The organism is Methylobacterium sp. CM6257 (genome assembly GCF_054611515.1).
Genome location: NZ_CM137735.1, coordinates 2,797,534 through 2,812,609, shown reverse-complemented (window position 1 = coordinate 2,812,609; position 15,076 = coordinate 2,797,534). Strand labels below are relative to the sequence as shown.

Genomic DNA, 15,076 nt, shown 5'->3' with positions numbered 1-15,076 from the left:
AACGCCGCGACACCGTCTGAGCCCCCTCACCCGCCGAACCGCGCCCGGTACTCCTGCGGCGTCGCCATGACGTGCCGCATGAAGCTGCGCCGCATCGTCTCCTCCGAGCCGAAGCCGCAGGTCCGGGCGATGCGCTTCACCGGCTGCGCCGTCTCGGCGAGCGCCCGCCGTGCCGCCTCCACCCGCAGGCGCTCCACGGCCTTGGCGGGGGTGAGGCCGGTCGCTTCCAGGTAGTGTCGGCTGAGGCTGCGTTCGCTCATCCCGGCCGCCGCCGCCAGCACCGGCAGCGACAGGTCGCCCGACAGGTTCCGGGCGATGAAGCCGTGCAGCGCCCCGAACCGCTCCTCGCCCGCCTGCAGGGCGAGCGCTGCGCTGAACTGCGCCTGCCCGCCGGGGCGCTTGAGGAACATCACGAGGTGGCGCGCCACCGCCAGGGCGACCGGGCGGCCGAGATCCTCCTCGACCAGCGCCAGGGTCAGGTCGATGCCCGCCGTGATCCCTGCCGAGGACCAGACCGGGCCGTCGCGCACGAAGATCGGGTCGGGCTCGACGCGGGCCCGCGGGTAGCGCGCGGCCAGCGCGCCGCAATGCTTCCAATGGGTCACGGCCCGCCGCCCGTCGAGGAGCCCGGCCGCCCCCAGCAGGAACGCCCCGGTGCAGACCGAGGCGACCCGGCGCGCCCGCCCGGCCCGGGCCCGAACCCAGGCCACCAGGGCGGGATCGGCGCAGGCCTCCGTGACCCCGGGGCCGCCCGCGACCATCAGGGTGTCCAGAGGGGCATCGGGATCCGGCAGCGGATCCGCCACCAGCCGCAGGCCCGCCGAGGCGGTCAGCGTCAGGTCCCCGGCCGAGATTGCCCGCGGCGCATAGGGCGTGCCCGCCACGCCGTGCGCGTTGGCCGTCGCGAAAACCTGGAGCGGTCCGGCCACATCGAGGAGCTGCACCTCCGGGAAGACCAGCACCTCCACGGGGCGCGGATGATCTGGCGTGAATCGAGGGGTCTTTGGCATTTCCGCCAAATCGTGACGCGGTAGAGTCGTCCTGTCCACCCTGGAGGCACTCGCATGATCCCGCCCGAGACCCACCTGCAGATCGGCTCGCTCCTGTTCGAGGGGCTCGACCAGATTGACCTGACCGGCCCGTTCGAGGTCCTGTCACGGGTGCCGAACGCCACCTACAGGCTCTACGCGCCCGGGCCTGATCCGGTGCGCGATGTGCGCGGCCTCCGGATCGTGCCGGACGCGACCCTCGCGGAGGCGCCGCGGCTCGACGTGCTGCACGTCCCGGGCGGTCAGGGCCAGGAGGCACTGATGCACGACGCCGCCCTGCGCGGCTGGCTCAGGGATCAGGCGGCGGGCGCAAGCCACGTCCTCTCGGTCTGCACCGGCGCACTGCTCCTGGGCGCCGCGGGACTCTTGGTGGGGCGCCGGGCGACGACCTTCTGGAACGCGTTCCACCTGCTGCCCTGGTTCGGGGCCGAACCGGTGGACGCGCGGGTGGTGATCGACCGGGACGCGCAGGGGCGCAGCTGGATCTTCGCGGCCGGCGTCACCGCGGGGATCGACGGCGCTCTCCGGCTCGCCGCCCTCCTGCGAGGGGACGAGGCCGCCCAGGCGATCCAGCTCGGCATGCAATACGCCCCCGAGCCACCCTTCGACAGCGGCACGCCCCGCACCGCTCCGCCGGCGATCGTCGCGCAGGCGCGGGCCGCCGCCGGGGCGCTCACCGCCCGGCGCGCGGCCACCGCCCGGGCCATTGCGCGCGAACTCGGCGTCCCGAGTCCCGAGCCGACGTGAGTCCCCGGATGCGGGTCGCGGCGGGTGACACGACCCGCCATCGGACCTATCTGTCCGTCCTGGACGGACTGAACCATGACGGACGTAACACTGAGAACCGCGAAGTTTGCGATCGGCGCCGTGGTGCGACACCGGATCTATCCGTTCCGGGGGGTCGTCTTCGACGTCGATCCGGTCTTCGACAACACCGAGGAATGGTGGCTGTCGATCCCCGAGGAGGTGCGGCCGCGCAAGGACCAGCCCTTCTATCACCTGCTCGCCGAGAACGCCGAGACCGAGTACGTCGCCTACGTCTCGGAACAGAATCTCCTGCCCGACACCTCGGGTGAAGCCCTGCGCCATGCCGGCATCGCCGAGATGTTCGAGCGCGACGCGGCGGGCGCCTACCGGATGCGCGACCGCGCCACGAACTGAGTGCGGCCGGCTCCGTAAGGTCCTGGCAAGCGCACGGCGGTAGCCCCGCGCGACGGCGCCGTGGGCGAGCGCGAGGTGACGGACCTGCTGGGCCGGAATGGCCTGCCCTTCAACCCGCTGCGCTTCGACGCGATCGCGTCGAAGCGCAGCGGATCGGCAAGGCAGAATGGGCGGCGCTGGGCGAGGCCGGCCTCTCCCCCGACGCTAGGGGTGACCGACGGCCTGTGGCGCAGCGAGGCCAAGTTCCACTGGCAGCAGACCTTCCCGCCGGGGCTGGACGTCCGCATCGCGCACAGCTACGCGCCGGTGAGCGGGTTTGGCCTCCTCGACCGCAAGGAGGCGTCCCGCGACGCCGACCGGGCGACCTACTGCCTGGACGTGGCCGGACCTGACGGCATCCGCCGTCTGCCCGCGAAGGCGTCGGATGCCGGCGGCTACCTGCGAGCCTTCGTGGTTCCCTACCTCGTGACCACGGCGCGCAGCTGGGCGGCGCCGATCGGGCGATTCACCCTCGCCGTCGACAAGGGCAGCCCGGAGGCGGTGGTGAGCTTCTGCCGCGCCGGCGTGCGGAAGGTCGGCCCCGCCACGTTCCGCTGGAAGGCCCGGGATCACGTCCCGGATCAGGACCTGCGCGTACTGATCGTCCAGCCGGGCCCGGGCCCGTCGGGGATCCGGTAGAGCGGGCGGATCAAACGCGAAGGGCCGGACCTCGCGGCCCGGCCCCCGATAGGACCCGCCGCGCGGCGGGTCGATGCGGATCGCGTTCCGGACGGCTTACTTGGCAGCCGGGGCCGGGGCCGGGGCCGGGGCCGGGGCCGGAGCGGCGGCGGCGCCGGCGGCCGGGGCGGCGCCCTGCTGCTGCTCGAGCTTCTTGCGCATGTCCTCGGAGCGCTTCTCCAGCTCGGCCTGGAGCTTCTTCTGCTGCTCCTCGAGGACCTTCGGGTCGATGGCCGGGCCGTCGAAGGCCTTGCCGAAGCCGGCCAGCGGCACCGCGAAGGTGACCTCGCGCTGGGTCTGGTTCTGGACCGAGACGTTGAGGGTCGTGCCCTTCTTCATCGCGGCGACCACGCCGGCATCGACGCCACCGGCCTCGGCGAAGCAGCCGTTCGGGAAGCAGACCGCGAAGCGACCGGCCGTGGGGGCCTGTCCGTCGACGTTGAAGCGGATGCCCGGCTGCAGCAGGAGGCCGAGCGGCAGCAGGTAGCGGATGACCCGCACCTCCTGCTTCTGGGCGGGGTTCTTCATCTCGTAGACGGCCACCGCCAGCACGGGCTGGCCCTGGTCGGACACGAAGTCGCGGGTCGTGTAGCAGATGTCGGTGCCGGAGCCCTGATCCTTGCCGCAGACCTTGGTCCAGTCGGCCTGGCTGGGCTCGGACTTCACGTTGACGATCTGCGGACCGGTCTGGGCGGCCGGGGTGTTGGCCGCCGGGGTGCCCGGAGCGGTCGGGGCCGGCGCGGTCGGCGCCGGGGCCGCGGGCTTCTTCGGCTGCGCCAGCGCCGGAGCGGCCGCGAGGCCGAGGCCCGCGAGGCCGAGGAGGGCGGCGCGCGCGAGCGTCGCGGTGCGGGTGAAGGACATCGGCTCTGACCCCTTGGAAGAGACGTGGTGTGGCTGGCAGGATGCGGAGCCGGCCTGGCGGCAGGTCCGCCGGACGGCCCGGGCGCGCGCCGACATGGCGTGCCTCCCGGAGATCCGGATGAATCGGTCCGTCCATCGGGCAGGACGGGCGCACCGATGCGCGCATCTCCCACCCCGGCGACCGGGCGGCCTGCCTTTCCCCCCGAATGAGGCGAAGGCATGACACCGCGGCCAGGAGAGCCATCAGGACCATCCCGGCCGCGGCCGGCCCCCGATAGGCCCGCGCCTCTCCGGCCGCAAGCACGACGTTGCACGAGCGCGTGATGAGCCCGGCCGGCGGACGCCGCCGTGACCCCACGATCCCCGGAGCGGCCGTCACCCGCCGGTCTTAGGGGTCGGTTAACGGTAATCAGCCGATCGTGCCGGCGCGTGTGCTGTATCGATGGGGGCGGCGGGTTGAGCGCGTTCGCGGTGGCGGAGAGGGCGGTCGACGCCGCACCGGACGCGTCCGCGCGGTCCGGCGGCCTGGCCGCGTGCCTGTTCGCGGCGGCGCTCGCCGGCCCGCAGCGCACCGCGCTGCGTGATTCGGGCGACCGAGCCGGCTGGTGCGGGCGGCCGGCGATCACCTGGACCTACGCGGCCGCCGCCGAGATCGTCGGCCGGCTCGCCCGCGGGGTCGCGGCGTGGCGTCTCCCGGCCGGCAGCCGGATCGGCCTGTGGTTCTCCGGCGGGGCCGAGGCGGCCCTCGCCCATCTCGCCGTCGAGGCGGCGGGCCACCTGCCCTGCGCGCTGCCGGCAACCTGGGACGCCGAGCAGCTCTCCGGCGGGATCGAGGCCGCCGGCCTCGTCGCCGTGCTCACGGAGGGCCGGCGCGGGGAGCGCCGGCCGGCGGAAGAACTTACCCGCGCGGCCATGCGCCATTTCAGCCTGCGCTATCTCGCGGCCTTCGGCCCCGGGGTGCCGGACGGCGTGATCAGCCTGGACGCCATGGCCCTGGAGCGCGGGGTGATCGAGCCGGCCGCGAGCCGCGGCCTCGTCACGTTCGCGGGCGGCGATCCGGGCCGGCCGGTCTTCCGCACCGCCGAAGCGCTCGCGGCGGCGATCGACGCCCATCTCGACGTCCGTCCGCTGACCGCGGACGAGCGGATCCTGACCCTCCTGCCCGCCCACGACCTGCGCGGCCTGGTGACCGGCCTCGGCGCGGCGCTGGCGGTGGGAGCAGGCCTCGAGACCGTACTCCCCTTCGACGAGGCCGGGTTCCGCGCGGCCCTGTTGCGGCCGGTTCCGACCCGGCTCGTCGTCCCGGCCCTGATCGAGCCGGCGCTCGTCGCGCTGCCCCTGCCGTGGACCGTGCGCACCCTCGACGTGGTGCATCGGGCACCCACGAACCTGACCCCGCGGGCCGCCCCCGCTTCCGCCGGCCCGCAGCGGTTCGATTCGCTGGTCTTCGGCGAGGATGCGGTGCTCACGCGCCCCGGCCTGCGCGACCTCGCCGCGACCCTGGCCTATCCAGAGCGGGCTCCCCTGCCCCGCCGCCTCCTGGCCATCGCGCGCGGCGCCGACGGGGGCTTCGCCTATCGCGGACCGGCCTGCGCGGCGGCCCCCCTACCCCGCGGGGAGATCCCCGAGACCGACGCCCAGACCTGGCGCAGCGCCGGATACCGGCCGCTCCTGGCCGGAGGGGCGGCGACCGGCGTCGTCCTCGCCTGAACGGCAGCCGATCGGCGGTTCATCCTGCGCTCAGGCGTGGCAGATAATCTCGCATCTGCACACGGGCCGAGGGATCCGATCCGCCCTCTCGCGGGTTTTGTGCAACGGATTGTCGTGACGGCTACCTTTCCAAGCCGTCCCGGATGGAGTACCGCTCAAGCTTATGGGTGCGCTGCAACAAGTGCTCGTGGTCGATGACGGTGTTCGCGCCGTGGACCGGTCCCTCTCGGGCGAGCTGGCCAGCCTCGGCTACGCAAGCGTCACCGCTTCCATGGAGGCGGCGGACGATGTTCTCGCCGTGATCACCCGCCCGGCCGCCGTGTTGCTCCAGGCCCCTACCCGCCGGAATCCCGCCTATGCCCGCCGCGCCGCCCGCCTCCGGGGTCAGCTGCGTGACCGCGGCATCCCGGTCATCCTGATCGGTGATTCGGCCGAGCCCCGGGCCGGCGGCCCGGTCGACCTCGCGACCCGCCTCGGCGCCTACGTGGCGGCCCAGCCGGATCTCTGAAATCATCCGGCCTGGGCGGGGGTAAGGCTCCGCCCTAGCGCGCCGCGCGCATCAGTTCCGGCGCGCCGAGTCGCGGCAGGACGCCCTCCCGCATCACCAGCCGCCGGAGCGGACCGAGCTGCGTCATCGCCAGCAGGCCGAGGCCGCGCAGCGCGTCCACCGGCAGCAGGTCCGTGAGCAGGCTGCGGTTGAGGAGGTCCACCGCGGCGGTGCGGGCCGAGGTATCGACGCGGCGGGCCCGCGCGTAGGCGTCGAGCACCGGGCGAGCGCCAGGATCGCGGCGGTCCCGGGCGGCTTGCAGCACCACATCGCGCAGGGTGGCGGCATCGCGCAGCCCGAGGTTCAGCCCCTGCGCGCCGATCGGCGGGAAGACATGGGCCGCCTCCCCGACCAGCGCCAGCCGCTGCGCCACCGGGCGCGCCACCGCGAGCCCACGCATCGGCACCAGACCGCGTGGCCCGTCGACCTGCATGACGCCGAGCATCGCCCGGGCCTGCCGCTCCACCGCCTGCCCGAGGGCCGCGTCGTCGAGGGCTGCCAGCCGGCGCGCCGCGCCCTCCCCGGTCACCCAGACCAGGCTGGACCGGTGACCGCCCGGCAGCGGAACCAGGGTGAACGGGCCGGAGCGGGTGTGGAATTCGGTGGAGACGTCCCGGTGCGGGCGGTCATGGGCCAGGATCGTCGTGATGGCGCTCTGCGGGTAGGTCCAGTCGCGGACGCGCAGGCCACTGGCCGCCCGGAGGGGCGAGCGCCCGCCGTCGGCGCCCACCACCAGCCGGGCCTCCACCGCGCCCCCGTCCACCAGGGCGATCCGCGAGACGGCCTCTCCGGGGGTGGCCCCGGCGGCATCCGCCTCCACCAGCGTGAGATTCGGCTGGCTACGGGCGCTGGCGCGCAGGCTCTCCACCAGGCGGGCGCTCTCGACGTTCCAGCCGAAGGCCTCGAGGCCGATCTCGGCGGCGCGGAACCGCGCCGGCGGCGGCCGGAACAGGCTGCCCGTGTCGTCGACGATCTGGAGTTCGCAGAGCGGGCTCGCATGCGGCACCACCGCCTCCCAGGCGCCCAGAGCCTCCAGGAAGCGCACCGACCCGTCGAGGAGCGCGACGGTGCGTCCGTCCGCCACGGGCGCGTGGCGGCCGACCAGCGCCGTGGGGATGCCCTCCCGGGCGACCGCCAGGGCGGCGGCGAGCCCGGCGGCCCCGGCCCCGACCACGGCGACCTCGAAGGCTGTCTTGACGCCTTCGGACTTGGCTCCTTCGGACATGAGGCCCTGCTCGGTTTCCATCGCGCTCGAAAACGGCCGCGCACGTCGGGCTTCGGTAGCCCCGGCGCATGCGTGTATCTGCGCTTTTCGGCTGGCCTGCCAAGGCCACACGGCCGTGGCCACGGCGCCGCAGTCCGGTCAGGCCAGGAACGCAACCAGTTCCGAGACGACCTCCGCCGGGCGCTCCTCCTGAAGGGTGTGCCCACAATCCAGCGCCCGGCCCGAGACGTCGAGCGCCTTCTCGCGCCAGGTTTCCAGCACGTCGTAGGTCTGGCCGACCGTGCCTTTCGCCCCCCAGAGCGCGAGCAGCGGTGCCGTGATGCGCGCCTCCGCATCGGCGGCGTCGTGCTCGAGGTCGATCCCGGCCGCGGCCCGGTAATCCTCGCAGATCGCGTGCCGGCAGCCGGGATCGGAATAGCAGCGCAGATACTCGGCGAAGAGCTCCGGCGGGGTCGAGCCGGGGGTCTTGGACTGGCCGTCGATGTGGTGACGCAGGAAGAACTCCGGATCGGCGCCGATCATCGTCTCCGGCAGGGGATGAGGCTGGATGAAGAAGAACCACCAGAAGTACCGGGTGGCGAAGGCCTTGTCGGTGCGCGCGTACATCGTCGCTGTGGGCGCGATGTCGAACACCGCGAGCCGCTCGACCGCCTGCGCATGATCCAGGGCGAGCCGGTGGGCGACGCGCCCACCGCGGTCATGGCCGACGACGGCGAAGCGTTCGTGGCCCAGCGCCCGCATCACCGCCACGGCATCGGCTGCCATGGCGCGCTTGGCATAGGCGGCGTGACGCGCGCCGCCCGGCGGCTTGGCCGAATCGCCGTAGCCCCGCAGGTCCATCGCCACCACCGTGCGGTGCTCGGCGAGACGCGGGGCGACGTGGAGCCAGGTGGAGAGGGTCTGCGGATGACCGTGCAGCAGCAGCACCGGCGGCCCGGAGCCGGCCGAGCGCGCGTTGATCGTCACGCCTGGCTCGGTCTCGATCCGGTGGCGGCCGAAGCCCGGCAGGAAGTCGCTGGTCATGCGCGTCGGTCTCCCCGCGACGCGCGCTGCACTGGCGCGCCGGGATGCACCGGATGATAAGGCGCCTCCGGCACGATGTCCGCCGAGCCACCATGACAGATGCAAGCGCGATTCAGGACGCCGTGACCGACGATGCGGCCGTGAAGGAGCCAGCCGAGCCGCCCGAGAGCGCGGCCGCCCGCGCGCCCGCCCTGCGCCCGAGCATCCTCGACCCCCTGTTCGCTCCGGCGCGCTCCCTGCCGGGCGTCGGCCCCAAGATGGCGCCGCTCATCGAGAAGCTGCTCGGCACCCCCGAGCGGGAGGCCCGGGTCGTGGACCTCCTGTTCCACCTGCCCCAGGGCGGCGTGGCGCGGAAGCTCATGGGCTCGATCAGCGAGGCGCCCACGGGCGAGCCGGTGACGCTCGGCGTCACCGTGACGGCGCACCGCCCGGCTCAGATCGCATCCGGGCGGCGTCCGCACCGGGTGCTGGTGGAGGATGCCTCCGGCAACGACATCGCGCTGGTGTTCTTCGGGATGCCCCGCGCCCGCGTGGAGAAGATGCTGCCGCTGGGGGCGCATCGCTACATCACCGGCCGGATCGACCTCTGGGACGGCAACCGCCAGATGGTTCACCCGTCCCGGATCGTGGACGAGGCGGGGCTCGCCGCGCTGCCCGCCGTCGAGCCGGTCTACGGCGCCACCGAGGGGCTGACCTCGCGGGCGATCAACAAGCTCGCGGTCGCGGCCCTCGACCGCCTGCCGATCCTGCCGGAATGGCAGGACCCGGCCTGGCTGGAGCGGAACCGCCTGCCGGCCTTCGCCGACGCCCTGCGTATCGAGCACCGCCCCGAGGAGGCGCCGCCGAAATCCGAGGACCCGCTCCAGCCGCCGCCCGCGGCCCCCGCCCGGCGGCGCCTGTCCTACGACGAGCTGCTCGCCTCGCAGCTGGCGCTCGCCCTGATGCGCGCGCGCCAGCGGCGCAAGGCCGGCCGGGTCAATGCCGGCGACGGCACCCTGAGCCGCCGGATCGAGGCGGCCCTGCCCTTTGCGCTCACGGGTGCCCAGGCGCGGGCGGTGGCGGAGATCCGCCAGGATCTCGCGACCCCGCGCCGGATGCTGCGCCTGCTCCAGGGCGATGTCGGCTCGGGCAAGACCGCGGTGGCGCTGTTGGCCATGGCGTCGGCCGTGGAAGCCGGGCGTCAGGCCGCCCTGATGGCCCCCACCGAGATCCTGGCCCGACAGCATTTCGAGCGGTTGAAGCCGCTGGCCGGTTCCCTGCGCCTGCGCCTGATGACCGGCCGGGACCGCGCCGCGGAGCGCAAGGCCACGCTGGCCGACCTCGCCGTCGGCGAGATCGACATCCTGGTCGGCACCCATGCCCTGTTCCAGGAGGCGGTGACGTTCCGCGACCTCGGGCTCGCGGTGGTCGACGAGCAGCACCGGTTCGGCGTCCACCAGCGGCTGGCGCTCGGTGCCAAGGGCGAGGCGGTCGACTTCCTGGTGATGACCGCGACGCCGATTCCCCGCACCCTGGCGCTGACCTTCTTCGGCGACATGGACGTCTCGATCCTCGACGAGAAGCCTGCCGGCCGGCAGCCGATCCGCACGATCACGCTGCCGACCGAGCGGATCGACGAGGTGGTGGCCGGCCTCGCCCGGGCGATCGCCGGGGGCGAGCGCGTCTACTGGATCTGCCCGCTGGTTGAGGAGTCCGAGTTCGTCGACCTCGCCGCCGCGGCCGAGCGGTTCGAGGACCTGCGCCAGCATTTCGGGGACGCGGTCGGGCTGATCCACGGCAAGATGCCGGGCCCCGAGAAGGACGCCGCCATGGCCCGGTTCGCCGCCGGGGAGACCAAGCTCCTGGTCTCGACCACCGTGGTGGAGGTCGGGGTCGACGTGCCCGAGGCCACCATCATGGTGATCGAGCATGCCGAGCGGTTCGGGCTGGCGCAGCTGCACCAGCTCCGGGGCCGGGTCGGACGCGGCTCCAAAGCCTCGTCCTGCCTGCTGCTCTACCGGGGGCCCCTGGGGCAGGTGTCGCGGGCCCGCCTCGAGATGATGCGCGAGAGCGAGGACGGCTTCCGTATCGCCGAGGCCGACCTGAAGCTGCGCGGCGAGGGGGAGGTGCTGGGCACCCGCCAGTCGGGGTTGGCCGCCTTCCGGCTGGCGCGGCTGGAGAGCGACGCCGATCTGCTGGAGGCGGCCCGCGACGATGCCCGCATGATCGTCGAGCGCGATCCCGGCCTGAAGAGCCCGCGCGGGCAGGCGCTGCGGGTCCTGCTCTACCTGTTCGAGCGCGAGGCCGCGATCCGTCTGATTGGGGCCGGATGAACGGCGCTGTTCAGGAAAGCCGCCGTTCAGGAACGGGCCGGTCCGGGGCAGAGAGGGCCGTGCAGATCGGCCGCCCGATGCGGCAATGTCACAGGCCTCCGGGAAAATCCTTTCCTGTCAAGAACTTGGGCGGATGCCGCGAACGCTCGGCCGCCTCCCGGCGGCCGCCGGACGGAGCGCGGACAAGGACCGTGACCTTGCATCAGCCACAATCTTCCCTTAACTGGAGATGAACGAATGGCCCGGTAAGCCGGGACATCACGGACGAATCTGGAGGACGGACATGTCGAACGGACTGTTCCAAGGCCTGCCGGGCTCCCACGAGATGGCCGGTGTCCAAGCCCTACCGACCGAGCCCTGGCTCCTGCCGATCTCGGATTGCGCGGTCGAAGCGACGGGCAAGACAGCGGACGAATTGCAGGCCGCCGTACGGCGCGCAGCGCGCCCCTTCTGGCTGGCCGCCAACGGTCTCTGCATCGCGCTGGGTCTCGCCCTGACGCTGCAATGTGCCACCGGCTGGATACCGACCGCGCCCCGCAGCGCCGTGACGGTGGCGCAGGCGACCCCGCCGACCATCGCGCCGCAGACGGCCTCGCTGCAGCGCTGAACCGCTTTCGGCAGTCCGGAATTCCAGGGCCGTCCCGCGCACGGGGCGGCCTTTTTCGTGGCCGGTCGCCGTTCCTAATCGTGCGGCGGCGAACGGCGCCGGTTTCCTGAACAAGGTTTTGTCCGGCCGCCGTCACGCGTCCTGCGGCGCCCGCTCCCGTTGCAGAGCCGGACCGTCCGTCTGCTGGGCTGCCCGCAGCGACGCCGCCATGGCGTTGAGCCGGCCCTGGGGATCCTCCGGCTGGATCACGCCCGCCGACATCACCAGCTTGGCGGCGTCGTCGACGCTGATGTTCAGCTCCACCACCTCGGCCCGCGGCAGATAGAAGAAGAACCCCGTGGTGGGGTTGGGGGCGCAGGGCAGGAACACGCCGACCAGATCGTCCGCGGCGGCGCCCTTGGCCCGCAGTGCGCCCTCGACCTCGGACGCCGCCGGAGCGGACAGGAACACCACCGACCACGTGCCCTTCACGGGGAACTCCACCAGCCCGACCGTGCGGAACGACGTGCCGTTGGCCGAGAACAGGGTTTCGAAGATCTGCCGCAGGCCCTTGTAGAGGCCGGAGATCACCGGGGTCCGGGCGAGCAGCACCTCGCCGAACTCGATCACCGAGCGGCCGACGAGGTTTGCCGTGAGGAAGCCGAGCAGCGTCACCGCCACGAACGCGATGACGAGGCCCAGCCCCGGAATCGAGAAGGGCAGGTAATGATCCGGCAGGTAGCTCGCCGGCACCAGCGGCTTCACGAAGGAATCGATCAGCGCGATGAACCACCACGTGATGTAGGCGGTGATCGCCAGCGGACCGGCCACGATGATGCCGGTCAGGAAGTAGGTGCGCAGCCGGCCGCGCGCACTGACCCGCGTCTTCGGGGCGGCGCTGCCGGGCGCGGAGGCGTCGGGCTCGGGGATCTGGATCGGCGGGGGACTCAGCGCCACGGGTGCCCTCTCGGCCGCACCACGCGCGGCGATCCTGCTGCGGGGGCCATCCCCCGCTGGCAGAGGTAGCGGTTGCGCTTGCCCGTCTCAAGGGCGGCGCCAAGCCGGCGCTCGGTCGGCCCGTGGCGAAGGACGCGGCCCGACCGTTCGATGGCCGAACCCTGACCCGTCAGGACTCTCCGCCCGGCGTCCGGATGGAGAGGGTTGGCATTGCCTCGCGGGGAATCACGGCGCCACGATGCCCGATCACGGCGCCGGCAAGGCGGTGCGCCTCGGCTGCCGCCAATTCCGGGGCAAGGCCTCCGATACGCGCGGCGAGGTAGCCGGCCGCGAAGCTGTCGCCCGCCGCTGTCGTGTCGACGACCTGCGCCACCGGGCCGGCGGGCACGGACGTGTCGGCCTGCCCGTGCAGCACCCGGGCGACCGGCACGGGTCCGCTCGTGAGCTTGAGCACGATCTCGGCCCGGCCGCGGTGGCGCAGCACCTCGTCCTCGCCAGCCTCGCCGAACAGCCAGTCGAGATCCTCCACGGATGCGAAGATCACGTCGGCCAGCGCCAGGGCCGCGCGGAAGGCGGCACGGGCCACGTCCCGGTCGGGCCAGCCGCGGGGCCGGAAATTGGTGTCGAACACGACCCGCCCGCCCCGGGCGCGCAGGGCCGCGAGGGTCTCGGACAGGGCGGCGCGTCCGGCCTCGCCATAGAGCGACAGGCTGATACCCGAGACGTAGACGACGTCGTAGGCTTCGAGGGCGGCGCGGGTCTCGGCGGCGCCCGGCTCGGCGAGGAGATCCCTGGCCGCGGCGCAGTCGCGCCAATAGTGGAAGCTGCGCTCGCCGGCTGCATCGGTGCGGATGATATAGAGGCCCGGCATCCGGCCGGGCAGCCGGCGGACCCGGGCGAGGCCGATACCCTCGCGGCTCCAGGCCGAGGCCATCTCGTCGCTCCAGACATCGTCGCCGAGGGCCGTGACGTAGTCGACCGCGATGCCGAGGCGGGCGAGATAGAGGGCGGTGTTCAGCGTGTCGCCGCCGAAGCCGCGGACGAGGCTTCCGTCCGGGCGCTCCGACAGCTCGACCATGCACTCGCCGATGCAGGCGACCCTCATGCGGTTCCTCCCGGTGCGCGACGCCCTTCCCCCGCACCGTTCGGCCCGGCCTGTCAATCGCCCGCCGGCCCGGTGCGACCTCGCCCAGGAGCGCCTCCGCAACCGGCGGAAGCCCATGCACCTGCCGCGCGGCAGGGTTGCGCCTGGCCGCAGCAAATATACCGAGGTTCACCGTTATTGAGAATACGAATCAATTTTGCAATTATAGTCCACGTCCGACGAATTCAGTAGCTATTTCATAATATGCCTCAGAATTAATTCTCTAATATCGAGCATTACCAAAGCATAGCCGCATCGATATGGATGAGTGATTCCGATTAAAGCATGCCGAAATGGATAATGGATGCACATTGCGCACAGGAAATCGCAGGTCTTAAGATTACATTAGCCTCATGGTGTCACGAAGCGCCATTGTCGATTTTGATCTTGGGATGGCGACCGAGGTAACGCGATGACACCGAGGTGGCTCGAACAATCCGCAGGGTAGAATCGATAAGCGACGGAAAGCCGTGCCATCCCTGAAGACAAGCGGTCGACGTCTGGCTGTCAGGGCAGGATACCGGGCGTCGAACCCGGCTGTTGCGGATCGTTCTGTGCTGTGAAACTGTTGTCGATGTCGATCGAGGCCGCTGTCCTGACCTCCGATTCGGCTTCCGAGTGGAAGTGACGCACCGAGAGTATCGTACGTTACTGACGAGGACGATCAAGAATGCGTCTTAGGTAATCCGGTATGTTTCACTCTGCTTTGAGCGCCCTGACGTTCTCGTCGGGAGAATTCCTGACCATCACCGAGGCCCGGGGAGTGAGCGGCGCCTGGAGTTGGGTTTTCGCAGGGGGCGAGCAACTCTGGTCGCCGGGATTGTACCGCCTGCTGGGCCTCGTCCCGAACGCCGCGAAGGCGAGCTACGACCTGCTGCTGAGCTTGATCCATCCGGAGGACCGGCCCCGGATGCCCGCGCTCGCCGATATCCGGCAGGGCCACGTCCCGCGCGAGGTCATCGTCCGGGTGATCCGCCCGAACGGCACGCAGCGCACCCTGTCGCTGATGATGGAGGTGCGTCTCTCGGCCGAGGGCCGGCCGGTGGCCATCAACGGCACGGCCCTGGACGTGACTGATCGCGAACAGCTGGCTCATCTGCGGCACGAGGAGCGGCGGCGGCGCGGCGCCCTCTATCTCACGGAGCGCATCGCCACCTTCTCGGTGGGCCTCGATCTCATCCGCGAGATCCCCTTCGAGATGTCTGAGGCCCATGGACTCCCGCTCGAGGAGATCTCCGTCGATCCGTATCTCATGATCGTTCCCGAGGAACGGACAGCGTTCGCGGCCATGGCCCGGGAGCGGATCGCGCAGCGGAAGTTCTATCAGGGGACGACCCACGAGCGTCTCGCCAACGGCGAACTCTGGCATTTCAGGATCCTGACGGTGCCGGTCTGGGATCCGGACGGGACGTATCTCGGTCGGTGTGGTCTGAAATACCCGGTTCGCAACAGTGCGCTGGTTCCGGCCGCCCTGCGGGAGGGGCTGGAACAGGCGGTCATGGGCCATCACCTCCGTGCCGCGCGGGCCTTGCTCGACTGGTCGATGATGGACTTGGCTCAGGCGAGCGGTCTCTCGCACTCCACGGTGCGGCGCCTGGAGGAGAATAGCGAGCATCGGGGAAGCCGTTCCCGCCTTCACGCCGTCGAGGCGCTGCGTCGGGCCGGTGTCCGCTTCGTTGCCATGGACGACGGGACCTTGGCTGTCGCCAAAGTCTGAGCAGGGCAGCGAAGATCGATACGGCTGTATCCGGCGTACGCCCGCGGGGAGGGCCTGGCCAGTTGTC

General features: G+C 71.9%; 14 protein-coding genes. 8 read left to right on the top strand and 6 right to left on the bottom strand.

All coding sequences use genetic code 11. The annotated features are described in order from the left end of the window. Nucleotides 1-26 precede the first annotated feature (26 nt). Nucleotides 27-1,010 carry a GlxA family transcriptional regulator gene (locus ACYCO6_RS13835; protein ID WP_459772325.1) on the bottom strand — a complete coding sequence of 328 codons (984 nt, stop codon included), beginning with the start codon at nt 1,008-1,010 and terminating at the stop codon, nt 27-29. Between the two features lie 54 nt (nt 1,011-1,064). On the opposite strand from ACYCO6_RS13835, the gene ACYCO6_RS13830 reads away from it, so the two are divergent. The 3 genes from ACYCO6_RS13830 to ACYCO6_RS13820 all read left to right on the top strand — a co-directional run bounded on the left by ACYCO6_RS13830 (nt 1,065) and on the right by ACYCO6_RS13820 (nt 2,888). Then, nucleotides 1,065-1,796 carry a DJ-1/PfpI family protein gene (locus ACYCO6_RS13830; protein WP_459772324.1) on the top strand — a complete coding sequence of 244 codons (732 nt, stop codon included), beginning with the start codon at nt 1,065-1,067 and terminating at the stop codon, nt 1,794-1,796. 75 nt (nt 1,797-1,871) lie between these two features. Beyond that, entirely contained in the window at nt 1,872-2,210 is a 339-nt protein-coding gene (gene hspQ, locus ACYCO6_RS13825; protein ID WP_238195671.1) for a heat shock protein HspQ, read from the top strand. Nucleotides 2,211-2,270: 60 nt separating this feature from the next. Further along, nucleotides 2,271-2,888: a DUF4424 family protein gene (locus tag ACYCO6_RS13820; protein WP_459772323.1), complete on the top strand. Its 618-nt coding sequence runs from the start codon at nt 2,271-2,273 to the stop codon at nt 2,886-2,888. 96 nt (nt 2,889-2,984) lie between these two features. Here ACYCO6_RS13820 and ACYCO6_RS13815 read toward each other — a convergent pair whose 3' ends face one another. Continuing rightward, nucleotides 2,985-3,788: an invasion associated locus B family protein gene (locus ACYCO6_RS13815; RefSeq protein ID WP_459772322.1), complete on the bottom strand. Its 804-nt coding sequence runs from the start codon at nt 3,786-3,788 to the stop codon at nt 2,985-2,987. A gap of 456 nt (nt 3,789-4,244) precedes the next feature. On the opposite strand from ACYCO6_RS13815, the gene ACYCO6_RS13810 reads away from it, so the two are divergent. After that, nucleotides 4,245-5,498, top strand: coding sequence for an AMP-binding protein (locus tag ACYCO6_RS13810; RefSeq protein WP_459772321.1), 1,254 nt, complete (start codon nt 4,245-4,247; stop codon nt 5,496-5,498). Between the two features lie 163 nt (nt 5,499-5,661). Next, the gene (locus tag ACYCO6_RS13805; RefSeq protein WP_459772320.1) at nt 5,662-6,006 is read left to right on the top strand and encodes a hypothetical protein; all 345 of its coding nucleotides are present in this window, start codon (nt 5,662-5,664) and stop codon (nt 6,004-6,006) included. Nucleotides 6,007-6,040: 34 nt separating this feature from the next. Here the strand turns inward: ACYCO6_RS13805 and ACYCO6_RS13800 are convergent, their stop codons facing one another. Next, nucleotides 6,041-7,270, bottom strand: a complete 1,230-nt coding sequence (locus ACYCO6_RS13800; RefSeq protein ID WP_459772319.1) for a UbiH/UbiF family hydroxylase — start codon at nt 7,268-7,270, stop codon at nt 6,041-6,043. 138 nt (nt 7,271-7,408) lie between these two features. Then, a complete protein-coding gene (locus ACYCO6_RS13795) occupies nt 7,409-8,293 on the bottom strand; it encodes an alpha/beta fold hydrolase (protein ID WP_459772318.1) in 885 nt (294 codons plus the stop codon). 53 nt (nt 8,294-8,346) lie between these two features. On the opposite strand from ACYCO6_RS13795, the gene recG reads away from it, so the two are divergent. Further along, nucleotides 8,347-10,605, top strand: a complete 2,259-nt coding sequence (gene recG / locus ACYCO6_RS13790) for an ATP-dependent DNA helicase RecG (protein WP_459772317.1) — start codon at nt 8,347-8,349, stop codon at nt 10,603-10,605. 283 nt (nt 10,606-10,888) lie between these two features. Then, on the top strand, nt 10,889-11,212 hold the full coding sequence (locus ACYCO6_RS13785) for a hypothetical protein (protein WP_459772316.1): 324 nt from the start codon (nt 10,889-10,891) through the stop codon (nt 11,210-11,212). 132 nt (nt 11,213-11,344) lie between these two features. Here ACYCO6_RS13785 and ACYCO6_RS13780 read toward each other — a convergent pair whose 3' ends face one another. After that, the gene (locus tag ACYCO6_RS13780; RefSeq protein WP_459772315.1) at nt 11,345-12,148 is read right to left on the bottom strand and encodes a DUF502 domain-containing protein; all 804 of its coding nucleotides are present in this window, start codon (nt 12,146-12,148) and stop codon (nt 11,345-11,347) included. Nucleotides 12,149-12,317: 169 nt separating this feature from the next. Continuing rightward, a complete protein-coding gene (locus ACYCO6_RS13775) occupies nt 12,318-13,253 on the bottom strand; it encodes a sugar kinase (RefSeq protein ID WP_459772314.1) in 936 nt (311 codons plus the stop codon). Nucleotides 13,254-13,983: 730 nt separating this feature from the next. On the opposite strand from ACYCO6_RS13775, the gene ACYCO6_RS13770 reads away from it, so the two are divergent. Continuing rightward, complete coding sequence (locus ACYCO6_RS13770) at nt 13,984-15,009, top strand: PAS domain-containing protein (RefSeq protein ID WP_459772313.1); 1,026 nt, start codon at nt 13,984-13,986, stop codon at nt 15,007-15,009. The last annotated feature ends 67 nt before the right edge of the window (nt 15,010-15,076 follow it).